General features: G+C 43.9%; 17 protein-coding genes. 6 read left to right on the forward strand and 11 right to left on the reverse strand.

The genetic code is table 11. The features are described 5' to 3' along the window. The first annotated feature begins 224 nt into the window (after nucleotides 1-224). Nucleotides 225-560 carry a hypothetical protein gene (locus M0Q51_03535; protein ID MCK9399056.1) on the forward strand — a complete coding sequence of 112 codons (336 nt, stop codon included), beginning with the start codon at nucleotides 225-227 and terminating at the stop codon, nucleotides 558-560. A 221-nt stretch (nucleotides 561-781) separates the two neighbouring features. Here M0Q51_03535 and tnpA read toward each other — a convergent pair whose 3' ends face one another. The 3 genes from tnpA to M0Q51_03550 form a co-directional block, all read right to left on the reverse strand. Further along, nucleotides 782-1,234 carry an IS200/IS605 family transposase gene (tnpA, locus tag M0Q51_03540; protein MCK9399057.1) on the reverse strand — a complete coding sequence of 151 codons (453 nt, stop codon included), beginning with the start codon at nucleotides 1,232-1,234 and terminating at the stop codon, nucleotides 782-784. 291 nt (nucleotides 1,235-1,525) lie between these two features. Continuing rightward, nucleotides 1,526-2,326 carry a T9SS type A sorting domain-containing protein gene (locus M0Q51_03545; GenBank protein MCK9399058.1) on the reverse strand — a complete coding sequence of 267 codons (801 nt, stop codon included), beginning with the start codon at nucleotides 2,324-2,326 and terminating at the stop codon, nucleotides 1,526-1,528. After that, the gene (locus M0Q51_03550) at nucleotides 2,289-4,385 is read right to left on the reverse strand and encodes a PKD domain-containing protein (GenBank protein ID MCK9399059.1); all 2,097 of its coding nucleotides are present in this window, start codon (nucleotides 4,383-4,385) and stop codon (nucleotides 2,289-2,291) included. The genes M0Q51_03545 and M0Q51_03550 overlap by 38 nt, the downstream gene beginning before the upstream one ends. A 397-nt stretch (nucleotides 4,386-4,782) precedes the next feature. On the opposite strand from M0Q51_03550, the gene M0Q51_03555 reads away from it, so the two are divergent. Next, complete coding sequence (locus M0Q51_03555) at nucleotides 4,783-5,622, forward strand: SDR family oxidoreductase (protein ID MCK9399060.1); 840 nt, start codon at nucleotides 4,783-4,785, stop codon at nucleotides 5,620-5,622. Here the strand turns inward: M0Q51_03555 and M0Q51_03560 are convergent. Beyond that, a complete protein-coding gene (locus tag M0Q51_03560; GenBank protein MCK9399061.1) occupies nucleotides 5,596-6,123 on the reverse strand; it encodes a hypothetical protein in 528 nt (175 codons plus the stop codon). The two genes, M0Q51_03555 and M0Q51_03560, sit on opposite strands and share 27 nt — an antisense overlap. A 356-nt stretch (nucleotides 6,124-6,479) precedes the next feature. Next, the gene (locus M0Q51_03565; GenBank protein ID MCK9399062.1) at nucleotides 6,480-7,430 is read right to left on the reverse strand and encodes an NmrA/HSCARG family protein; all 951 of its coding nucleotides are present in this window, start codon (nucleotides 7,428-7,430) and stop codon (nucleotides 6,480-6,482) included. 295 nt (nucleotides 7,431-7,725) lie between these two features. Here M0Q51_03565 and M0Q51_03570 point away from each other — a divergent pair, with 295 nt between their 5' ends. The 3 genes from M0Q51_03570 (at nucleotide 7,726) to M0Q51_03580 (ending at nucleotide 11,151) form a co-directional block, all read left to right on the forward strand. Beyond that, nucleotides 7,726-8,553, forward strand: a complete 828-nt coding sequence (locus tag M0Q51_03570) for a T9SS type A sorting domain-containing protein (GenBank protein ID MCK9399063.1) — start codon at nucleotides 7,726-7,728, stop codon at nucleotides 8,551-8,553. Nucleotides 8,554-8,692: 139 nt separating this feature from the next. Next, nucleotides 8,693-9,787, forward strand: coding sequence for a TIGR03032 family protein (locus tag M0Q51_03575; protein ID MCK9399064.1), 1,095 nt, complete (start codon nucleotides 8,693-8,695; stop codon nucleotides 9,785-9,787). Nucleotides 9,788-9,798: 11 nt separating this feature from the next. After that, nucleotides 9,799-11,151 (forward strand): T9SS type A sorting domain-containing protein, encoded by a 1,353-nt coding sequence (locus tag M0Q51_03580; protein MCK9399065.1) that lies wholly within the window; start codon nucleotides 9,799-9,801, stop codon nucleotides 11,149-11,151. A 68-nt stretch (nucleotides 11,152-11,219) separates the two neighbouring features. On the opposite strand, the gene M0Q51_03585 is transcribed toward M0Q51_03580, so the two are convergent. The 6 genes from M0Q51_03585 to M0Q51_03610 form a co-directional block, all read right to left on the reverse strand. After that, a complete protein-coding gene (locus tag M0Q51_03585; GenBank protein ID MCK9399066.1) occupies nucleotides 11,220-11,360 on the reverse strand; it encodes a hypothetical protein in 141 nt (46 codons plus the stop codon). Between the two features lie 112 nt (nucleotides 11,361-11,472). Continuing rightward, nucleotides 11,473-13,491: an alpha amylase C-terminal domain-containing protein gene (locus M0Q51_03590; protein ID MCK9399067.1), complete on the reverse strand. Its 2,019-nt coding sequence runs from the start codon at nucleotides 13,489-13,491 to the stop codon at nucleotides 11,473-11,475. A gap of 265 nt (nucleotides 13,492-13,756) precedes the next feature. Further along, nucleotides 13,757-14,461 carry a sigma-70 family RNA polymerase sigma factor gene (locus M0Q51_03595; protein ID MCK9399068.1) on the reverse strand — a complete coding sequence of 235 codons (705 nt, stop codon included), beginning with the start codon at nucleotides 14,459-14,461 and terminating at the stop codon, nucleotides 13,757-13,759. A gap of 289 nt (nucleotides 14,462-14,750) precedes the next feature. Next, complete coding sequence (locus M0Q51_03600; protein ID MCK9399069.1) at nucleotides 14,751-16,187, reverse strand: sigma-54 dependent transcriptional regulator; 1,437 nt, start codon at nucleotides 16,185-16,187, stop codon at nucleotides 14,751-14,753. Between the two features lie 41 nt (nucleotides 16,188-16,228). Beyond that, nucleotides 16,229-19,852, reverse strand: a complete 3,624-nt coding sequence (locus M0Q51_03605) for a PAS domain S-box protein (protein ID MCK9399070.1) — start codon at nucleotides 19,850-19,852, stop codon at nucleotides 16,229-16,231. Between the two features lie 47 nt (nucleotides 19,853-19,899). Then, complete coding sequence (locus M0Q51_03610; protein MCK9399071.1) at nucleotides 19,900-19,989, reverse strand: hypothetical protein; 90 nt, start codon at nucleotides 19,987-19,989, stop codon at nucleotides 19,900-19,902. 307 nt (nucleotides 19,990-20,296) lie between these two features. Between M0Q51_03610 and M0Q51_03615 the strand changes: the two genes are divergently transcribed. Then, the gene (locus M0Q51_03615; protein ID MCK9399072.1) at nucleotides 20,297-23,203 is read left to right on the forward strand and encodes a choice-of-anchor D domain-containing protein; all 2,907 of its coding nucleotides are present in this window, start codon (nucleotides 20,297-20,299) and stop codon (nucleotides 23,201-23,203) included. The last annotated feature ends 244 nt before the right edge of the window (nucleotides 23,204-23,447 follow it).

Here is a 23,447-nt window from a genome sequence, read left to right on the forward strand (position 1 = left end):
CTTTCCAATCCCCGGACGATTGTCCGGGGCTATTTTCAATTGTCCCTAGCGGGACATCGTCAAATCGCTAAATCGTTATATCGTTATATCGCTAAATCGTTACATTGCTACATTGTTATATCGTCCAATCTTCTGCGCCTCCCGCCAGGGAGGGATGAAAATAGCCCCGGATGAAATCCGGGGAAAAAAGGAGGTAATCCATATAAAAAGTCCCGAAGGGACGAATGAAAAGGCTGTTTATTCTGCCGTCCCGATGGGACTTGGCAACAATAGGCCGGCTTTCCAATCCCCGGACGATTGTCCGGGGCTATTTTCAATTGTCCCTTGCGGGACATCGTCAAATCGCTAAATCGTTATATCGTTATATCGCTACATTGTTATATCGTTATATCGCTAAATCGTTATATCGTCCAATCTTCTGCGCCTCCTGCCAGGGAGGGATGAAAATAGCCCCGGATGAAATCCGGGGAAAAAAGGAGGTAATCCATATAAAAAGTCCCGAAGGGACGAATGAAAAGGCTGTTTATTCTGCCGTCCCGGATGGGACTTGGCAACAATAGGCCGGCTTTCCAATCCCCGGACGATTGTCCGGGGCTATTTTCAATTGTCCCTAACGGGACATCGTCAAATCACTACATCGTTATATCGTTATATCGCTACATTGTTATATCGTCCAATCTGCTGCGCCTCCCGCCAGGGAGGGATGAAAATAGCCCCGGATGAAATCCGGGGAAAAAAGGAGGTAATCTATATAAAAAGTCCCGAAGGGACGAATGAAATATCATCCCCAGATGTGACGCTCATCATAATCGATCCCGCTGTTTTTAAGGAAAGCAAGGTATTCCTGCTGAAAGGTCACAGTTTTGTGGTGTTTTTCCTGGTTCTGAATATATTTGATAATTCTATCTATATTTGAAATACTGACACTAAAAGCAGCATAACCTGTTTGCCAGTAAAACCCCGATTTGTCCGGAAAGGATTCGTGGATCCATTTCGAAGAACCGGATTTGATCAGCTGTATAGCCTTGGAAGGACTTATGCTTCCAGGAAGAGAAAGCAGCAGATGAGCGTGATCCTCAGTACCTCCAATAGAATGTGCAATTATGTTATTCTGCTTGGCGATACCACCCATATAGGGCCAAAGTCTTTGCTGCAATTCCTTTTCTATAAATTTCTCTCTGTTCTTAGTGCTGAACACATAATGAATGTTCATGGAAATAAATGAGTTCGCCATAATTTTGAATTTTAAAGGGCTAAACTGTTAGAAATCGATTATCACATGAACCGATCTATTAGGTTAATCGGGATTTTTGGGAAATATACCCGATGTTATCGGAATTTTTTTTAGGTAATTATCAGCCGTCCCTGGCGGGACTGGCTATTTAACAAATTGCCGTCATTTTCCCCGGACGTTGTCCGGGGCTATTTTCATTTGTCCCTGGCGGGACATCGTCAAATCGCTACATCGCTACATCGTTACATCGTTACATCGCTACATCATCAAATCGTCCAATCTTTATTTCTTCTATTTCACCTTCAAAAACTTCCCCTCAAATAACTTTCCTGAAGGAGAAATAAGTTTCACGCTATAAGCCCCTGTTGCCAGGCGGTTGGTGGGAAGTGTGATGTTCACCTCTCCATTGCCGGTATTGATCTCTTGCCGGATGACCTCCTGGCCGAAGTAGTTAAAAATCTTCAGCTGGGCATTCCCGCGCTCTCCCAGGTTGCACTTCAGTGTTAGTTCGTCCCCGACCGGGTTCGGATAGATGAAGACCCGGTTCAGCTCCTTTTCCGGGATGCCTGTGCAGTCAAAGATCGTTACCACAAAGTTTTCCGAATTGGAAGAACAACCCACCGGGGAAGACTCGTTTACGCTGATGCTTCCGGAAAACATGGCTGTCCAGGAGACAAGGACCTGGTGAGATCCCTGGCCGGCGATAAGGCTGCCGCCAGTGATGCTCCAGAAATATTCGTTATCCGGGTTTTCCGGTGTGGAATAAAAATAGACATTGCCGGCCGATTGGTTGCACACCTCTGTTTCTCCTGATACAGCCGGGTGAGGAGCATCGATGACTGTGACTTCCAGTGGGTCTGACAGAGGCCCGGCTCCGCATTCATCGGCTCCCTGGACCTTTACCAATGCTGTACCTGAAAACGCCGGGCTCCATTCGACCGTACCAATTGTTGAACTGCCGGAAATGACCCCGGCTTCCGGTGGATCCAACTGCCAGATATAATAGCTTGCATTCACCGCACCTGTCGTGGTATATTCAGTCCCGGCATTGGAATTACATTCCTCCGCAGATCCTGTGGGGGCCGCAGTCATTCAAAGCCTGGACACTGATGCGCATGCTTCCGGCAAAGATCTCAGAGACGGCCAGTGTACCCACTGTGTCATTACCGCTGAAAGTTCCGGCTTCAGGGGGATTCACGCTCCATGCATAGGAAATGGCATCCGGAATGTCATTAGTTACAAATTCCACATTATCATCTCCTTTGCAGACATCGGCAGGACCGGAAGGCAAACCCGGCTGCACGGGAATGGACAGGACATGAATAAAATCCGGCTGGAGAAGGGTATCAGAGTCGGTACCGTCAGAGATGATCAATTCTACATCATATAGCCCTGCAAGATTATAAACAACTTCAGGATTTTCTAAGGTTGAAGTGGCCGGTGTCCCGCCTTCGAAAGTCCAGTTCCATGATACCGGTGCGCCGGATGACTGGTCAGAGAATGAAACGGTCCCACCTGCACAAGGGGTTATATCAGAAGCCGAGAACAAGGCTAGCAGAGCTTCCGGAGTAAATTCGAAGGAGGATATTTTGGTGAGCCTGTCTCCTCCGCTTCCAACGTATTGGGATGTAAACCAGAAAATGTGTTCGTTATCCGGGTCGACACTCAGGTCAGCATAGTCGCCCCAGCGGTTATACCCGGTTTGTGAATGGGCCCCGGTCTGGATAACAGCTTCTTCTATATCAAGAACTCCGCTCCCTGCGGCATATTCTGAGGAAGATTGCCCGCAATAGCGGATACCGGGATATACCGAGATGCTGGAAATAGAATAGGCCAGCCCGATTTCATTGTTTCCGTTCAGCGACACGCTACCCATCCAGCGGTTGTGCTCATCGGGGCCAAAGGTGCCCGACTGCCTGACGCTCCAGTCGCCTGAGGCGCGCCTGAGTTCATACCACCGGATGCCGGCATGGTTGGTAGCATCCAGATCCACGGTATGACAGCAGACAATGGTTTCGTAAGAACCAAAATTCCGGTATTGCGGGCGGTTCATAATGACCATCGGGATGCCATCCAGCCGCTGGCTCGTACCGGGCTGCCGGATATTGTCCCAGGTGTTGCCGAAGTTGCTGTCGAAGGCCGGGACACTGAGTTGCTGCACACGGTTGAAGGTGGAATTAGACAAAGTATTCCAGTCTGCATCCAGCTCATAGATCCAGAGTTCGTCACTGCCCCCGGCGATTGCATCGTCACTGATAGTGATGAACAGGCCCGGCTCCCCGGCCGGGGCAAAGGCCCCGTCATTATCCACCGGTGGGACGCACATAAAGCCATCGATAGTGGTAGGTCTCCAGGGATTGTTAAACCCGACGAACTGTGCGGTTCCACCATTCAGCATCTGGGACCGTTCAAAAACATAAATATCATTTCCTGAGCTATTGTTGGTTCCCATGTAATACCCATCCTGCCAGATGCCGAACTTCTCATAGTCAGGCATGTCGGCCACATCGAAGGAATATTTATGCCAGCTTCCCGTGGGGTCACCGGTTTGTGAAACAGCTATGAGCATGCGGTCGTTAGAGCCGCAGATCGAAAATTCCACGGCCAGCCAGCGGTTGGCCTGCTCGTCAAAAAGGATCAGCGGGTCCCCGTCGTTACAATTGGAGCCTGGCACCCCGCTGAAGAGCTGATTCATAGCCGTCGGACCGGCAACTAAAGCACCGGTAGTCTTGTCATAGATGGCATAGACAGTATTGATGGTCTGCATGTAATAGAGAGGTCCGGCAGTCCCGTTGGCATCCGGTGGGTAATAGGGCGATTCCTGCCCGCTGAAGTTCATGATCAGTTCCCTGCCGGTTGTTGTAGTTCCCATCTCACGCTGCCAGGCCGGATCCGGCCCCTTTGGCAAAGCAGTTTTGGCAAAAGGATAGCTTCTTTTTTCCAGTTCTCTATTCCTTTCCATCATCGCATCGGCTTTCATCTCCAGGAACTCCGCCTCAGTGATCACAGGCAGGTCGCGCAATGGAGGGGTCAGGCCGTAGTAGATCCCGGTTCCCGTAATAGTTGGCTTGACGGGGCTTTCCTGTGCGAAAGCAGAAAGAGAAGAAGAAAGGAAAAGTGCTATGATGACAAGGGTGAAGATCTTTTTCATGATGAAAATTTTTACTACAGATGCAGTCTGCAAAATTAATCAAATTTTTCCCGTGACGATTGTCCGGTGAAATTTTCAGCCGTCCCGGGACTTGCAATATATAGCCGGCTTTCCTGCCCCGGACGTTGTCCGGGGCTATTATCAAAAGTCCCTACCGGGACATCTTTTAATCACCAAATATTTTTTACAAATTCTAATTACTGAAAAGAATATTATTATTGAATTTCCTTAAAATTCCCCTGCTTTTCTTCAAAATCCGCAGATTTTCCCAATAGCATCATCTTTCCCTTTCATTTTGGTTTTAATCCATTCAACGGTAAAGCAATCCCCTTAAAACTAATTTCATTCTGCAACTAATCAGCATTAATATTGTCACTGATAATTAGCTTAAAGTATTATGAAGCCGAACCGCATAGCATTGATCACAGGAGCGTCAAGTGGCATTGGCAGGGTCTTCGCCCAGCGGTTCGCTCAGTCTGGGTATGACCTGATCATCACCGGAAGAAGAAGAGATAAACTGACTCTCCTTGCGGAACAATTGAAGGGGCGGTTCAGCATCTCCGTGAAAATAGTCATCGCGGAACTATCAGAAGAAAATGATGTCCGGAAACTTTTAAAGGTCATTGCAACTCATGATAATATTAGTGTATTGATAAACAATGCCGGATATGGATCTGGAAAAGAATTTGGCAATTGCGATCTTAACAATCATATGCAAATGCTGCAGGTCCATGTGGTCACAACGCTCAAACTGGTCCATGCCGTATTGCCACAGATGATCAGCCGAAGATCCGGTACCATTATCAATGTATCGTCCCTGGCAGCTTTCATGCCGGCACCGGGCAGCTCTGTTTATTCAGCCACCAAGTTGTTTCTCAAAAGTTTTACTGAATCCCTCCACATGGAGGTTAGCCGCTATGGTATTAAGTTACAGTGCCTCTGCCCGGGATTTACACATACCGACTTTCATGAGAGGCGTGTGAACGGGAATATCCCAAAAAATAGCGGAATTATCCGGTGGATGGAAGCGGATACTGTAGTGGATGAATGCTTAAAGTCGCTTGAGAAAGGAAAAATCGTATATGTTCCGGGATTTATGAATAGGTTGTTGGTCATGATCGTTCCCTTTATCCCCAGTTTTATATATTATTATTTAATGATGAAAATAGCGCAAAGGACAACTGGAAATGGACCAATTCCAGATGGAAAATCAGGAAAGGTTCAACCTGCCCTTTGATTGCTCAATAGTGAAAAGCAGCTTGTTGAAGAAGCGGTTCCTTGCTTTTGAACCGCTCAGGCTGATCAGGTTGGATTTCCTCATCAATACGTGCATGTATTGCTCCACGCTCCTGCACAAAGCAGGGTCCTGTGTGATTAATAAGCTGAGCAAATTATAAGTAATATAAACTGCGGTCATATTGTCAAGTCTCACGAAGACCGTATTGTCGTTCAGCACCACTTCATTCTCATACATCATGAATGAGTTTTCAATGCCTTCAGCAGGATTATCATATAAGTATTTAAAGCCATGGTCAGCCTGTTTTTGTATATGCCTGACCCATTTTTCCAGTTTATCTATCAGGTTCAACAGGTCATCTTTTTTCCCAAAATACCCCGAAATCCAGTAGTATTCGATCTGCCTGAACAAGATGTTAAAGGTGTCTTCGTTCCAGATCTCGATGGTCGGGATCGTAATTGAAGCCCTGAGAATCTTCTGGCCCAATTCAATGACAACCATTCTTTTATCTTAAACCTTGTGGACTCAAAATTATAATGACGAAAAACGACATTATTTCCCTTCAGATTTAAAAGGGAATCCAGTGAAATTTCAAATTTTGTACCTAATTTGACCAGTTCATCCAGCGACAGCTCCTTTTCCCCCCTTATCCTGCGGTAGGCACTATCATAACTAATCTCAAGCAATTCGGCAATTTCATGGACAAACGAAAGGTTTTCCGGAATTTTTACTTTGATCTGCTGAAATAATAATTGTTGAAGATTTGGTTCCTGTTCCATGGCGGCGTAAATATAGGGAATTAAAAAGGCAGAAGCAAGATTTATCAGCATTTAACAGGAAACAAACCGGCACAGCCCTTATTCTAAAGGAATCTTTGCCTTATTCCGGTCAACCCATGCATCAAAACTTTGCAATGAAGGATTGAGGGACCTGGCGACATCCAGGTTGCGGGCACCAACGTAATCCGCTTCAAAATCACGCTTGAACTGGAACATGTTTCCCATCTCATCGGCGCCAGGGAAACCAAAGCTACGGTAAACATCAGCCGGGACACTGTGATAAACTATTTCCTGTCCGAGTGCCCTGGAAAGTGATGCTGCCATCTGTGTACCTGTTAAATGTCCCCCTGCTATACTAACAGTTTTTCCTTTATATTTTTCACCCGCTTTGAAAATGCCATAGGCGCATTTACCGATATCCACAGAGGCAATCCCCGGAAGTTTCTTATCATCCATGGGAAAGGTAATCGCTAATTTCCCATCCGGTCCTCTTTTTGGTCCCAATCCAAAATAGATGAAATTGTCCCAGTAGAAAGAGGTCCTCAGGATAGTCGAGGGCAATCCGGGCCGCTGAAAGAACTTTTCAGACTCACCCTTTGCATCGAAATGCGGGACTTTATACTTGCCCAGCAGTGTTGGCATACGGTTATCTTCCAGCGGTATCCATTTGCGGGTATCTTCCAGGGAGGACCAGATGATATGCTGCACGCCTGCTGCCTGGGCGGCGTCGGCCATGTTCTTTGCCTGGGCTGTTTCCTTCTCCGGTGAAAAATGTTCCCAGAAATTGGTAACGGCATATACACCATAGGCACCTTTGAAGGCCTTTTTAAGGCTCTCAACATCATCGATGTCGGCTGCCACAACATCCGCTCCCAGTTTCGCCAGTTCTTTTGCTTTATCGGAACTGACATTACGGGTCAAAGCTCTTACCGTAAACTCACTTTGCGGATCAGATAAAATGGCCTGTGCCAGTCCGCCACCCTGTGCGCCTGTTGCGCCTACCACTGCAATAATTTTTTTATCAGCCATATAATAACTAGTTTTTTAGTTTATAACACAAAAAATGTAAAGCAGGGACTGTAATTGTCTTAAATCAGCAAACTAATCACCCCCAGACTTTCACTAATCTTAAACCCGTTTAATCAAATATTGTTCATCAGTGTATGAAGAAATATTTAATATCTTGATTTCCAAATTAACTTAGAAAGAAATTAATAAATATTTAACTTTACTCAATATGGTCTAGAATATGGACTAAGGAATTATTGACCCTAAAGAACTGGCCCCTTTCAATTCGAACTATTCGGCAATAAATTAACCAAAGATGAAAAGAAATTCATTCGACAGAAAAAAACGACAGTTTGCAAATCTGTCAAAACGGGTAAATCATCTGATTTTCAATGGAGAATGGGAAAAACTATCTGTCAATACCAGGAAAATTCTCATTCAAAAACTGAACTTATTATTCAGGGAATTAAGCCACTACTTTTCTCATTTTGAGCTAAAAAAGATCCTGGCGGCAGCTGCGATATTTATCGGGTTTCCTCTTGTTATGCAATCACAGCAATTTTCCCCTCCACAAGAAAATCCATTTGGCCTGACACATGCTGAATATTTTGCCATACCTGAATTTGCCGATATTGACAATGACGGAGATCTGGATCTCTTTGAAGGTGTATACTATGGCAATATGCTTTATTATGAAAATACCGGAACAGCTACGACACCTGCTTTTGCCAGCCCACTAACAAACCCTTTTGGCCTTGTCCCGACATATTATAACTCCTTGCCTGCTTTTGCGGATCTTGATGGCGATGGAGCAGAGGATCTTTTAGTCGGAGAATATTTAGGCAATTTTCAATATTTTGAAAATGCAACAATCCATATCGGTATTACAGAAAACCTGCAGGAAGCAATATTTGATTTATCACCCAATCCTGCTACAGACGGGGTCTCTATAACTTTGAAAGATGATAATCCAAGCAATGCCTGGAATGTGTTCATTATTAATCTTCAAGGTGAAATTGTTGAGAGTGGGATTATAAATTCTCAGAAAATGAAACTCAATCTTGAGGGTTTATCCCCGGGATTTTATTTTGTGAGATTAATAAGGGATGATGAGGTATTTACCAGGAGATTGATTGTTAGGTAAATATATCGAATAAACCCACCTCTTTAATTGCATTTTGTTCATAGCGGGTAAAAGAAAAATTCAAATGACGGGTATTCAAATTGATTTAGGAAAGACGATCAAAAACAATTAATTTTATACTCCACATGATTCCGGGAAAATGGCAGACAGATTAACTGATTCCAAAGAACTGGCCCCATTCAGCTGCAGCTATTCGGCTCATGTGCCGGAACTATTGCTCAGGTTGAACTGCAGCCTGGCTATCAGCACTTACCAGGCCGGCAAGGTCATCTTTTTATCCCCGAAAAATGAAGACCAGCTTATCCAGCTCCCCAGGACTTTTGAAAAGCCCATGGGGATTGCCCTTCTTGAAGAACCGGATAAAATAGCTGTTGCCTGCAAGGATGAAGTAATCGTTTTCGCCAATTCCAAAGAACTGGCATCGACTTATCCAAAAAAGAAGAACACCTATGATGCCCTTTATATGCCCCGGGCCACTTATCACATCGGGCAACTGGATATCCATGACCTGAGCTGGGGCGATAAAGGGCTGTATGCTGTCAATACCTTGTTTTCATGCATCATTTCAATCGATGATAACTATAATTTCACCCCTTACTGGGCTCCACCATTTATTAAAGGAATGAAATCCGAGGACAAATGTCATTTGAACGGGATGGTAATGATGAATGGAAAACCGAAATATGCCACTGCTTTTAACAAGGGAAACAGCATGCAAAGCTGGCGGGAAGGCGTCACGACTGATGGGGTATTGATGGACGTGGAAACAAATGAAATTGTAGCGGAAAAACTTCGTATGCCTCATTCTCCGAGGATGTTTGACGGGGAACTTTACCTTCTGTTTTCTGCAACAGGAGAAATTGTAAAAGTGGATCCAAAGAAAGGGTCCTATGAAATTATCACACGGTTGAATGGCTTTATCAGGGGAATGGCTTTATATAAGGATTTTTTATTCGTCGGCTTGTCGAAACTGCGGCAAAATTCATCCACTTTTGCAAAACTTGAGATCGCCAAAAAAGCCCTTCTTGCCGGGATTGCTATCATACATCTTCCAACGGGAAGTTTTTACGGGGAAATCAAATACAACGCATCCGTTGACGAAATTTATGACATCCAGGTGCTGCCCGGCAAGATCAGGCCGAACATTTTCAACACCATTCAACCGGAATATAAGTCAGGATTATCGATCCCCGGAAGCACCTTCTGGGCTGATCCAAATAAAACATCAACATAAGAACCAAAAAGATGAAAAGAGACTCATTCAACAGGAAAAAACGACAGTTCAGGAACCTGGCAAACCGGGTAAATCAGTTAATCATCAATAATGAATGGGAACGACTATCGGCTAATACCAGGAACAGGCTCATTTTAAAACTGAATCTGATGTTCAGGGAATTAAGCCGATTCTTTTCCCAATTCGAACTTAAAAAGATCCTGGCAGCAGCGGCAATATTCATAGGTTTCCCGCTTGCATCCCAATCGCAATCATTTGCTCCCCCGCAGCTAAATCCATTTGGACTGGTACCTGATTCCGTTGATTTAGCCTCACCTGTCTTCGCCGATATAGATCATGATGATGATCTCGATCTATTCTCCGGAAATTACGGGGGCGCTATGCAATTTTATGAGAATACCGGAACGGTCACTGCGCCGCTTTTTGCACTGCCTCAACAAAACCCATTCGGGATAATAATTCCGCCTGGCGACTATCATATCGCTTTCCCTGCATTTGCAGACATTGATGGTGATGGCGACCTGGACCTTTTTATCGGAGATATCGCCTATGAAAGAAAATACGACGCGAACTTTCAATTTTATGAAAATACAGGTACGGATGCTGCCCCTGCTTTTGCCGCTCCCCAGCAAAATCCATTTGGCCTGACACCGGCCTATATTTTTGCCATGCCAAGATTTGCCGATATTGACAATGACGGGGACATGGACCTTGTTGCCGGGGAAGGATATGGAAATATGAAGTTCTATGAAAACACCGGCAATGAAACTCTTGCATCATTTTTGCCACCCGTTCAGAACCCATTCGGAATAACCCCGGCTTATGTCATGGGAAGTCCCGCTTTTGCTGATACCGACCACGACGGAGACCTTGATCTCTATGTGGGTGAATACCCTGGCAATATGCGATATTTCGAAAATACCGGAACTGTGACAGAACCCTCTTTTGCACCTCCTGTAACAAATCCTTTCGGCCTTGTCCCGACTAATTATTATAACTTTCCCGCTTTTGCAGACCTTGATAATGACGGGGATGAGGATCTTTTGGTAGGAGAATATTACGGCAGCTTTCAATACTTCAAGAATACCGAAATCAATATCGGTATTACTGAGAATCCGCTGGAAGTATTTTTCGATTTATATCCCAACCCGGCTACAGACTGGGTCTCTATAACCTTGAAGGAAGATATTCCTGGAAATACCTGGAAGCTATTTATTATTGATCTTGAGGGGAGAATTGTTAAGTCGGGAACCCTTAATTCTCAGAAAATGAAACTCAATACCGATGGGCTTTCTCCAGGGGTTTATTTTGTGAGATTAATTCAGGGTGAAAAATCCTATACCAGGAAATTGATCGTCAAATAAATATATTAAGGGCGACAGACGGTTCACCCCTACGGGGCTGAGAAAGGAATAATATTCATTGTCGATTGTCAATTGCCGGTTGAATCGACGATATATTGTGTCCGGGGCATTTCAAAAGAAGATGACAGGCCACCGTAATATAATTGGCTGATTGCGCTCAGTGAGATGGCGAGGAAAATGGCCGAGGATATTATTTGTTTTTTTATCACGATGTAAAATTACATATAAACCGGCAATAATTAATTATGGAATGAATTTCGGCCGTCCCAATGGGACTTGATAATAATGGGCAGGCTTTCTTTATTTTTCACTATTCACTTTTCACTCTTCCCTTTTCAGCACCAGCGCCGTCCTGTTTGTATTGTAGATTTTCAGAAAAGCATTATTGCCTGAATGATCCGAGAAAGTGAAATAAGAAATGGATTCATCGATCCGGCCGTGGCCTCCGAAGGATTTGTTGTCGGAGTTCAGGATGACCCGGTACTCGCCGTGGCGTGGCACACTGAAGGAATATTCAGGGATGGAATGATGCGGATGAAAATTGAAAACGAATATAAGGTTGTTCCGTTCAAATATGATGGTTTTATTTGACTCATCCATGTTCAGTTGCTGGGCGAACATGGAGGTCATCACCTGGTTTTCCTTCATCACTCTTATCATTTCCTTATCGAAAGCTGCCAGGTACTTGTATTTCAGTTCAGGATCATCTACCAGCGACCATTGCCGGCGGGCATATTTATAGCTCCAGCCGTTTCCTTCCCGTGGAAAATCGATCCATTCGGGGTGGCCGAACTCGTTACCCATGAAGTTCATGTATGCCTGTCCTCCCAATGCAATGGTAAAGAGGCGGATCATTTTATGCAATGCCATGCCACGTTCGATGATAAGGTCCCGGTCGTCTTTTTGCATATGCCAGTACATTTCCTTATCCATCAGCCGGAAGGCGATAGTTTTGTCGCCGACCAGCGCCTGGTCATGCGATTCAGCATAAGCCACCGTTTTCACATGCGGCAGCCGGTCGTTCAGTACTTGCCACATCTCGTGCATGTTCCAGTCTTCATCCCGATATTCTTTCAGCAGCTTGATCCAGTAGTCGGGTATGCCCATACCCAGCCGATAATCGAAGCCCAGTCCGCCTTCTTCAACCGGATATGACAATCCCGGCATGCCGGTGACATCCTCAGCTATTGAAATTACCACGGGATTCATCCCGTGGATTAGAGAATTAGCTAATTGCAAATAAGTTATCGCATCCCATTCCACTCCCTGCCGGAAGTATTTTTCCCGTGAATCGATCGTCTCGAGCCCGTGGTGGTAGTACATCATGGAGCCCACGCCGTCGAAACGGAACCCATCGAAATGGAATTCGTCCATCCAGTATTTGAGGTTGGAAAGCAGGAAACGCAACACTTCAGTCTTTCCGTAATCGAAAATCTTGGAATCCCACTGCGGGTGCTCTCCCCTGCCGCCCGGGTGGAAATATTGTGCATCTGATCCATCGAACTCGTTAAGGCCTTCCACGACATTCTTAACTGTGTGGGAATGAATTATATCGAGGATTACCGCGATTCCCAACTGGTGGGCCTTTTTGATCAGCGCTTTCAGTTCCTCCGGCGTGCCGAACCGTGAAGAAGGGGCGAAAAAGTTGGAAACATGGTATCCAAACGAACCATAATAGGGATGCTCCTGGATGGCCATAAGCTGGATGGCATTGTAACCCATATTTTTAATCCGGGGCAGGATATTTTCGGTGAATTCCAGGTAAGTACCGATGCCTTCCTTTTCCTGCGCCATGCCCACATGACCTTCATAAATGAACAATTCCCCAAGGTTTCCGGCGTTAAAATTATCATCCGACCAGTCGAATTTTTCAGGAAGCCAAACCTGCCCGGTGAAATTTTTAGTATCCTCATCCTGAACCGCTCTGGTGATATAAGCCGGGATGTGGTACCTGAGGCCTTTGCTGGAATCCACCAGCACCTTGATCTTGCTGTTATGTTTAAAAGAATCCTTGTATTGCTTTTTTTCCAGGAATATTTCCCAGACGCCGAATTCATTCTTCTGCATGGGATGGGAGAACCTGTCCCAGTTATTAAAGTCACCCGTCAGATACAGGGCATTGGCCTGCGGGGCCCATTCGCGGTAAATCCATCCCTTCCGTTTCGGATCATAATTTATCCCGAAATACAAATATCCATTGGCAAATTTTTCAAGGCTCCCGAAATCATTCACGATGACCTTTAATCTATCCTGGAAACGCTTATAACGGTCTTCGATATCCTGTGCGCTGGGTTCCAGCCAGGGGTCCTGCTCGATGAGTCTGAGTTTTTTGAGTGGCATTTGTATCTCGGCTTAAGGAATAAAGGTACAAAAGAATAAGTTCAAAGTTCAAAGTTCAAAGGGCGAAGTTGAAGTTGGGCAATTGACAGTCGGACTTTAGGACTGTAAGACGGTAAGACGATAGGATGGTAAGATTTTTAAGTTAACTAATCATTAATGGCTGCTGACCGCTGACTGGGAACCTGAAAATGACAAAAAAATGCTTCGCACACTCATCATCGACGATGAAGCCCGCATGCGTGATACCCTTCTTAAGATTCTAAATTTAGTTATTAATAAATACCGGGGCTAAGCAGTCATATTGAGAAATTTTCTGAAACTGCGGATCATTTAAAATCGAATTTTTCAATTTTTCTTTGCAGATGTATTTGCGGAACTTAGCATATTTATCTGATTTATAACCCATTATACTAGCCATTTCTTTTAAAGAAGTCTTGCTCATATATAACTTCAGGACTTTTTGATCGTCTATACTTAGTCTGAGAAGGTGTTGCCGGAATAGCTTGTATTTCTCAGATTCCTCTATTAGTGCCTCCATGTCATGGTCATCCTGAAATTCATCCAGGTCGGCTATTTCCATATATTTATAATTGAATTTGTGTTTATTGAGCTTTTGAAGCCACAAATGCCTGCAGATCGCATACAAATATGTATTAAAAGAGCTCGTCAATTTCAGGTTTTCTGTGGAAATTTTTTTATATAGCACCATCAGTGCATCCTGGAACAAATCTTCAGCATCCATTTTAGTTCCGGAGTTTGATGTGATCATAATTTTGATCTGGCGGTAGAACTGTTTATATACGTAGTTGGTAATCACTATGTCCCGAGCTTTCAGACCAGCAATGATAGCTTCATCCGTATAAAGAGTCCTTGACCGGTTGTCTATAACTTTTGCGCGATACCGATGCAGTACCGAAGAATAACAAGGTGGTTTTGCGAAAGGAATGACCGAGATGGGGGGTGCATTCATCAGATTTTGGATTTTAGTTTAAACATACTTTCGGAGAACAGATAGCCTCCAATAGTGGGAGACGTACTATGCAAACGCCGTTCCCGAAAAAACTAATTTGCAATATCGCCTGATGATTATAAGCTATATGATTGAAATAGAGAATTATAAAAATCAGAATATTTTAAGAGAGGCAGAATTCCTAAGTTGATATTCCTGATAAACTTTATCATTATGAAAAAAACCGCACAGGTGTGCGGTTTTGCTTTCAATTTCCATTTGAAAAATTTGAGTCTGACTCATAAAGTATTTAGTCTTGGATTTTGTTGATATTGATATTGTACTTTTTCATTTTCCTGATGAGGGCATCACGGGTTATCCCAAGGGCATCTGCCGCAGCTTTTTGATTGTATTTGCAGTTTCTGAGCGCACTTTGTAATAATTCGATTTCATTTGTTTTCAGATTGAGCGAACCGGCTTTGTGCCCGGTTGTCAGGGTTTTTGGGGATTTGACCGGGAAGTCATTTATCCCAATTGTATTACCTTTGCTAAGGATAAAGGCTCTTTCGGTCATGTTTTTAAGCTCCCTGACGTTTCCAGGGAAATCATATTTTATCAGTGCGTCGACAACTTTCTTATCAATCCGGAGGTTAGTTTTATTGAATTTCTGTGCATAGTATTTGGCAAAATGGAACAGCAAGGGTTTAATGTCTTCAGGCCTTTCCCTGAGCGGGGAAATATGTATGTGCAAGGTGTTAAGCCGGTGAAGCAGGTCGAGTCTGAATTTTTTTTCCTGTACCAGTTTTTCGATATCATGATTTGTTGCTGATATGATCCTGAAGTCGGTGTGAATCTGGTTTGTATCACCGATCCTGGTAATCACTTTTTCTTCCGTGGCGCGCAGTATTTTCGCCTGCAGATTCAAAGGCATATCGGAAATTTCGTCAAGAAATAAGGTGCCTTCGTGGCAAACCTCAAAGAAACCCATTTTATCGCTGATTGCACCGGTAAATGATCCTTTTTTATGGCCGAAAAACTCGCTTTCCAACAGCGTATCTGTAATAGCGCTGCTGTTTATGGCATAAAAAACATGATCTTTCCTCGCGCTCGAATAGTGTATAATCCTGGCAATATTTTCTTTCCCGGTTCCACTTTCACCTGTGATCAGCACATTGGCATCGGGATAATTTGCAGCGGAGATTGCTTTTTCGAATACGTCCTGAATCTGCAGGCTGATACCGATAAAATGCCTCTCGATTTTTTCTTCAAGGGCTTTTGAGATCAATGAATTCTTTTCCACCATTTGCCTGAGCTTATGATGGAGATGTATAAATTTTTGAGTCCGCTCGATAGCAATCTGAATATCGATATGCCTGAAGGGTTTCCTGAGGTAGTCAAGTGCTCCCAGCCTCATCGCCTGCAATACAGTATCCATATCTCCATGCCCGGAAACGATGATTACTTCCAGGTTTGGATACTTTACTTTCACTTCTTTTAAAATATCCAACCCGTTCATTCCTGGCAAAAGGACATCAAGTACCAACAAATCAAATTCCTGATTCCTTAAGACATCTAAACCTTCCTGGCCAGTATTAGCCTCAAGACAATAATATCCTGATTTTTCAAGGAACTCGTGTAATTCTTCGGTAAAACTTTTTTCATCATCGAGAATCAGGACCCGGATTTTGGAACTTCCTTGTCTTGGGGCGGTGCTTTGTTTATCTTGTTTTCCGGAATAAGTACTCATCTTTATATTTTTGTAATTGGTATGCACAAAGTCAATGTATATCAAATCTTTTCAGCTTTTAGGGGTAATGTGATTGATATGGTGGTTCCTTTTAAAACTTTGCTTCGTATATCTATCTTTCCATTCATTTCCTTAATCAACCCATAAGAAATCGAAAGGCCCAGACCGGTACCTTTTCCAGTTTCTTTAGTAGTATAAAAAGGTTGGAGAATTTTATCAATGTGTTCGGCTTTTATGCCGATCCCATTATCCTCCACTTCAATGCAGATATGCTGATTATTAAATTGAGTCCTGATCTTTATAAACATTAGGTAAGCTTTATTAAGCCGGCTCTTTTTCTCAAGGAGAGCATCTTTTGAATTAATGACCAAGTTCAGGATTACCTGTTCAAATTTATAAGTGTTCCCCCTAATCAGGGGTAAATTCTCTTCAAAACTGGTAATCAAATCGATTCTGGCGATTTTACATTGCTCAGAAACCATGGGCAATGCATTCAAAATGCTTTCATTAATATTAAATGAAGTAAGAATATAATCTTCCCGGCTTCTTGAGAAATCCCTGACATGTTCGATTATGTTCTTGATCCTCAGTATATTATTAAATATTTTACTAGATTTTGAAACCAGGTATTCTTCACTGACCGAATGGTTTTCCTTTGCTTCTAAAAGAATATTATCAAAAGATATAGACAAGGTATTCAACGGCTGATTGATTTCATGTGCCATACCGGCTGACATTTCTCCTAAGGCTGACAGACGTTCTGATTGGATCAACTGAGATTCCATCTTCTTTCGATCGGTGATGTCGCGTACAATTCCCATCACATTGAGTTCATCTCCAAAACCTATATTTACTGTGCTGACTTCAATATATTTGAAAGTTCCATCGCTTGTTTTTATTTGAAATTCATATGTGCCCGGGATTTCCTTACCCAGCTTTCGCAAACTAATTCTCTCATTGACTATTTTACGGCTTTCTTCTGTAAGCGTAACATCAAAATTAAAATCAGGTGAACTAAGTTCCTGTTCATTATAGCCGACTATTTCACAAAATTTACTGTTTACATAGTAAAAATATTTCCCATTGGTCAGATAAATTCCATCAAAAGCATTTTCAATTAAGCTGCGAAATTTTTCTTCGCTCTCTTTTAATGCTTCTTCCACCCGTTTGCGGTTGGTGATGTCATGGATGATCACCAGGGTCCCATTTTGCTTGCTAGATTGGAAAAACGACCCGTTCAACTCTCCGATAAATAAAGAACCGTCTTTTCGCTTCATCGTCAATTCGAGTTCTTTCGTAGTTTCGCCAAGTTCAAGCGCATTTCGAAACGCCGTAATCGCTTTGGGAACATCAGGCTCGTGGAGGAATTCCATGAAAAAGCGGCCGCACATCTCTTCAGGTTCAAAATGGAAAATAGCTCTGGAAGCGGGTGAAATATAAGTAATTAAGCCATTGGTATCTGTAAGAGCAATTAGATCGGTGGTTTGCTCCGCTATGGAGCGGAACTTTTCCTCGCTCAACACCAGCGCCTCTTCAGTCCGCCTGCGCCCGGTGATGTCGCGAACAATAGCCTGAAGGCAGTATTTACCCATATTGCTGAAAACGTTCAGGCTGACCTCTGCATCAAATAGAGTCCCATCGTAACGACTGTGCTTCCATTCAAAGAACTGAGGCTGACCTCTGAGCGCCGCCTCGATCTTCTCCTGTGCTTTCTCCATGGATTTCCTTCCATCAGGCTGAACTTCCGGGGAGAACAGGTAAGGAGGCTGTCCGATGATCTGTTCCCTAGTACAACCAAACATCTCCAAGGTCTTTGGGTTGCAGTCAATAAAGATATCCTGATCCATCAAGAAAAGAGAATCGTTGGCAGACTCGAAAAGGGTCCGGAATTTGGATTCGCTCTCCCGCAACGCCTCCTCCGCCCCGTTGCGCTCGGTGATATCATGTGCTGAAGAGAGTACACCTATAACGTTCCCACTCTCATCCTTCAGAACACGACACCGCCATGCGAGAAGCCGTTTTTCGCCATCTTTGCGCCGCTGCCAGCTCTCGACATAGAAAACATTATCACTTCCATTGAAGAGTGGTTGGACAATATTGTATGTTTCCTGCTCACCTTCAAAGTAGAAGGCGGCTTCCTTGCCGATCACATCATCGCCGAAGAACTCAATTCCCGACAGATTTGCCCAGGTATATACCTTGTTGCTGTTCACTTCCATAATAATATCCGGAACAGCATCGAGAAGGGCTTCGTGGCGTGCAGATAGTTTGAAAAACTTCTCTTCTGCCTGTTTGCGCTCAGTGATATCCTGCAGCGTACCGTAAAGCCCAATAATCTGCCCTTTGATATCAAGCTTAGCGCCGCCAAACGCGTTCACATTTCTGATGGTACCGTCAGGGCGGATGAGTTCCAATTCAAGCTCGTAAGGTTCACCGGTTTTCATTGCTCTTTCAACAGCGGTTTTCAGGATATGCCAGCTTTGGGGAGCATAAATGGTGGGGTGTTCTGCAAAGGTGGGTGCTGTGAGCTTAGGGTCGAGACCTGCGATATTATAAAGTTCCTCCGTCCAGGTAACTCTGTCAATGTCTGCTTTCCAGTCCCAGGCCCCTATATGCGCTAGTTCGTATGCCTCATGAAGCATCTTCTGGCTCTCCCGCAACGCCTCCTCCGCCTGCTTGTGTTCAGTGACATCTCTGGCTATAAAAACAGTCCCTATTACAATTCCTTCTTCATCCTTCAGCGGAGAACTTGAATAGATTATATGAACTTCTTTTCCATTTTTCGTTAGAAAACTACTATCATTATTTTTTATAACTTCTTCTTTCGTAATTTTTTCTAATAGATTTTTTTTTACACTGTCTTCTTGAAAAAGCATTGTAATAGATTTCCCTTCTAATTCCTTTTGTTCATATTGCAATGAGTCTATTGTCGCTTTATTTACAGTAAGGATATTTCCTTCCTGATTTAAAAGAATTAAAAACTCATCCATAGCAGAGATAATATTTTCAGCAGCAACAGCAGGGGTGATAGTCAAAAACTTGTACTTAACTATGGTATAAACCAAACCCGTTGCAAAGATTAGTATGAAAATATTTGCTAATGGCGGAATACTGTAAATATTCAGTTCCGGAATTACCACATCAAAAATTGTTCCCCCTATTAAGGAAATACTGATAGAAGCTACAATTATTCTTGTCTGGCTTTTCTCACGTAATTTCTCTGTTTTTCTCCCGTATCGGTAAATAAAATAGATTGCCAGAAGGGTAAATGAAATATAATAAGCATAAAAAAGATATGTCCAGATGGTATCTGTCCAAGTATATGACCAGCCATAAGCCTGCCGCACAGGATCTATTATCATACAATTTGTCCACTGTTTGTAAATAAAAAACATGGGCAAAATAAAAATTAAAACCATGAACCATTTATTCTTTAACAGCTTCTCTTTTTTAGAAAAAACAAGGGAAAAACAAAGAACCGCACTGGAAAAACCAATCCATCCTATGGAAGAAATATTCTGAAATAGCATCGCAGTATCCTTTGTGATATCCTTAATATTGTAAAATACTTCCACAAAATTCCATATCGAAAAAGAAGCTATCAAAATAGCACAGGTCTTATTTAGCAAGGATTTCGGGTCTTTATATAAAATATAACCTGCCATATATGCGTACAACATAAGACAGAAAAAATGTAAATATTGTATTAAAATCATTGGTTTAGCTCCTTTAGTTTTATCGTAAAAGTCGTTCCTTTATCTTCCTCACTTTCCACTTCAATTGTTCCATTTTGTTTTTGAATTATTTCATAACATATACTTAAACCAAGTCCTGTTCCTTTATCAGGGTGTTCTTCTTTTCGTTTTTGCCATATCTTTTCTTCCTTTACCTGTAAGTTCCCTTTCTTAGTTCACAATCAGATTTATACAGATATTTACAAATATATGTATAAAATCGTTATTTTTTATTGATTTTCAATTTATTACACACAAAGATATGGCTTCCCGGACTATTCGGAAAACTGGTAATCGCCTTGGATGGTCAATTGCAAAAAAATGAATTATCTTTATCATTCATTAGCCAAATCCATTTAAAACATCCTCATGATCATGAAAAAAACATTACTTCTTTTCAGCCTGATGATCCTTGGTTTTCTCTTTTTGGATCATCCAGTTAAGGCTCAAAACAGCCGTGAATGGACCGTTGTGGCCAGTTACCAGATCCCGGGCAAAGCTTCCGGCCTGGCATGGGACGGCACCTATCTCTACAGCGGTCTCTATTCTGCCCCCGGCGACGACAACCTGATCTATAAAATCGACCCGGCTGACGGCAGCTATACCCTGCAATGTGCAGGACCTTTCGCCTCGGCATACGGTCTGACTTTCGACGGTACCTACCTGTGGACAACCGACCACCCGTATGCCTATGACCCGGCTATAGCAATACAATTCGACATGTCAGGAGGCCAGGTTTCCTCTTTCAACCTGCCGGAAACCTATTTCTCCGGGATTGAATGGGATAATAACAGGTTCTGGACCTGCTGCTACTATGATCCGGATGGAATGGTCTACAAACTGACCTCAACGGGCGGTATTATCACCCAGTTCGCTTCCCCGAATAACCAGCCATGGGATATCTGCAGGGAAAATGATAACCTCTGGATCGTGGATTATAATGCCAATATGATATATAAAACAGATACCCTCGGCAATGTGGTGGAAAGCCATCCTTCCGTGGGGATCAAACCTGCGGGCATCACATTCGACGGCCAGTACCTCTGGTATTGCGACGGAGAGCTACAGGCTCAAAGCACTCTTTACAAGATTGATCTCGGCGGTTCGGGAACACCGGTAATCAGTGTGCCGGAAGATTCGCACGACTACGGCATTGTTACCATCGGCGATTGGTCAGTCTGGAATATGGTAGTTGAAAACACCGGAACCGGTGACCTGGAGATCACCGGCCTCCTGATCCCTGATGCAGTACCTGTTTTCACCAATTTTGCTCCGCCACAGACCATATCACCGGGAAATTCAATCGAAATCCCTCTTACTTATCAACCCACTGAACCCATTCCACTGAACACTGAAATCACCATCGTTTCTTCAGATCCCGTGACACCCGAAACGCCGGTAACACTTACCGGAAATGCCGTTCTGAACGGGCCTAACCTCCTTGTTTCCGAAGAAAGCCATGACTACGGCGAGGTCAGGATCCATGCTTTCACCCGGTGGTTCCTCGAGGTAACCAATAACGGAAGCGAAACCCTGACCATCAGCGCGATCAATCTCAACAGTGATAATTTTATTCTTGACGAAGGGACTTTGCTGCCCCTTGATGTCGGGGTTCTTCAAACAGAAAAAATCGGTGTATGGTTTAGTCCCAATGATGATTTCCCGTATGGAGTGATGATGGAGATTGATCATAACGGGATCAACCAGGATCCTTACCCTGTATACCTCAGTGGCACGGGTCTTGATATCGCTTATCCGATCGGCAGCCTGCTATGGTATTATTACATCGATGTAAGCTATGACAACAGCCCGAAAGCTGTCGCAGCTATTGATGATATAACGGGGGACAAGGTAAGTGATGTGATCGTTTGTTCCGAAGATGACAATATCCGGTGTTTCAACGGGAATTCACATAATCTTGCCGATGTCATGTGGGAGAAGGCGATTTATGCCGGGACAACATACGGGCAGAATGCCCTTATCATTATTGATGATATTGACTTAGATGAATTTCAGGATGTGATTGTCGGGACCGCCTGGGGCGATCGTTCTATCACGGCATTTTCGGGGAAAAACGGTGATCAGATCTGGAAACATGATACCCACGAATACGGCGACGGGGGCTGGGTTTACCAGGTGGATGCACGATTTGATTATAACGCTGACGGGGTGAAAGATATCCTTGCCTCAACCGGAGACGATGCTAATGGTACCGGCCCGAAAAGGATTTACTGCCTGGACGCGCTGAACGGGGAATCGATCTGGGAATGTTTTACCGGGGGGCCGAATTTTGCGGTGATCAGCATTGAGGATATGAACGGAGACGACATTCCCGATGCATTGGCCGGATCCTCCAACGATGCGGAAACAGAAGGAAGGGTTTACGGGATTGACGGCAGTAATGGGGCCATTGAATGGACCTACAATGCTGCGGGTTCATCGGTATGGGCGCTGGAGCAGCTTAAAGATCTTAACGATGACGACATTCCCGATATTGCCGCCGGGGATTTCAGCGGACATATCTATTATCTCGATGCCACCAACGGAAATATGCTCAAGAACGTCAGTATCGGGACTTCACTGATCCTTCGCTTCGAATTGGCCGATGATGTGAATGCCGATTCACACCCTGATCTCCTCGTGGCAAACAGCGGGAGCAATGGCGTATTGCTGAGCGGCCTCGATGCATCGACAATCTGGTCACATCCCTTGCCCGACAAGCCCTGGAACCTGGCCGGCTCCAATGATCTCAGCGGCGACGGTATCGGGGATGTCCTGATAGGAACTCTTTATAGCAATAACTATTGTTTTTTCCTGGATGGTGTCAACGGAGATGAACTGAAGTCCATCTCTTTCGGAACCCCTGTCGATGCGATCAATTCCATTCCTGACTTCATAGGTGATGGTTCGTATGAAATGGTTGCCGGGGGACGCGATGGAACCGTTCATTGCTATTCCGGCGGGACCAATAGTCTCGCTCTTGTTCCGGATCAACCGTCCGGTTTAAATACCTCCTTCCACTCGTCTGCCTGGCCAAACCCATTCAGGGAACAGGTAAATATCAGCTTTTACCTGCCGCGGGAAAATCATGTAACCATTGAAATTTACACTGCCGGAGGAAAGATGATCGGAAAAGTGCTTGAATCTAACCTGCCGGCAGGAGAACACCAGGTCACCTGGGATGGCTGTAATTCAACCGGGGACAAGTGTTCAGAAGGCATTTACATTTACCGGATAACGGCAGGAGAGGCGCATTCTACGGGGACGATTGTCAGGATGTAGCGAAGTAGCGATGTAGCGATGTAACGATGTAGCGATGTAGCGATATAGTGATATAGCGATGTGACGATGTTAATATCGAATATCGCTACATCGTTACTTCGCATGTTCATTTAAAAAACAGGCAGAATATCCTTAATACTTTCTATCAGATTATTTTATACCTTCATAATATACTGATTAGTTATAATTCTTATTATATTTGCACCGTAAAAATATATATATGACTTAAGTCAATCTTTTTACG

This window comes from Bacteroidales bacterium (assembly GCA_023229505.1).
Taxonomy (GTDB): Bacteria; Bacteroidota; Bacteroidia; order Bacteroidales; family JAGOPY01; genus JAGOPY01.

Bases quoted from the DNA above. Each gene is read 5' to 3' on its own strand.
- M0Q51_03535 (MCK9399056.1), top strand. From the start codon at position 225: ATGAAAAGGCTGTTTATTCTGCCGTCCCGATGGGACTTGGCAACAATA.
- tnpA (MCK9399057.1), bottom strand. From the start codon at position 1,234: ATGGCGAACTCATTTATTTCCATGAACATTCATTATGTGTTCAGCACT.
- M0Q51_03545 (MCK9399058.1), bottom strand. From the start codon at position 2,326: ATGACTGCGGCCCCCACAGGATCTGCGGAGGAATGTAATTCCAATGCC.
- M0Q51_03550 (MCK9399059.1), bottom strand. From the start codon at position 4,385: ATGAAAAAGATCTTCACCCTTGTCATCATAGCACTTTTCCTTTCTTCT.
- M0Q51_03555 (MCK9399060.1), top strand. From the start codon at position 4,783: ATGAAGCCGAACCGCATAGCATTGATCACAGGAGCGTCAAGTGGCATT.
- M0Q51_03560 (MCK9399061.1), bottom strand. From the start codon at position 6,123: ATGGTTGTCATTGAATTGGGCCAGAAGATTCTCAGGGCTTCAATTACG.
- M0Q51_03565 (MCK9399062.1), bottom strand. From the start codon at position 7,430: ATGGCTGATAAAAAAATTATTGCAGTGGTAGGCGCAACAGGCGCACAG.
- M0Q51_03570 (MCK9399063.1), top strand. From the start codon at position 7,726: ATGAAAAGAAATTCATTCGACAGAAAAAAACGACAGTTTGCAAATCTG.
- M0Q51_03575 (MCK9399064.1), top strand. From the start codon at position 8,693: ATGGCAGACAGATTAACTGATTCCAAAGAACTGGCCCCATTCAGCTGC.
- M0Q51_03580 (MCK9399065.1), top strand. From the start codon at position 9,799: ATGAAAAGAGACTCATTCAACAGGAAAAAACGACAGTTCAGGAACCTG.
- M0Q51_03590 (MCK9399067.1), bottom strand. From the start codon at position 13,491: ATGCCACTCAAAAAACTCAGACTCATCGAGCAGGACCCCTGGCTGGAA.
- M0Q51_03595 (MCK9399068.1), bottom strand. From the start codon at position 14,461: ATGAATGCACCCCCCATCTCGGTCATTCCTTTCGCAAAACCACCTTGT.
- M0Q51_03600 (MCK9399069.1), bottom strand. From the start codon at position 16,187: ATGAGTACTTATTCCGGAAAACAAGATAAACAAAGCACCGCCCCAAGA.
- M0Q51_03605 (MCK9399070.1), bottom strand. From the start codon at position 19,852: ATGGCAGGTTATATTTTATATAAAGACCCGAAATCCTTGCTAAATAAG.
- M0Q51_03615 (MCK9399072.1), top strand. From the start codon at position 20,297: ATGAAAAAAACATTACTTCTTTTCAGCCTGATGATCCTTGGTTTTCTC.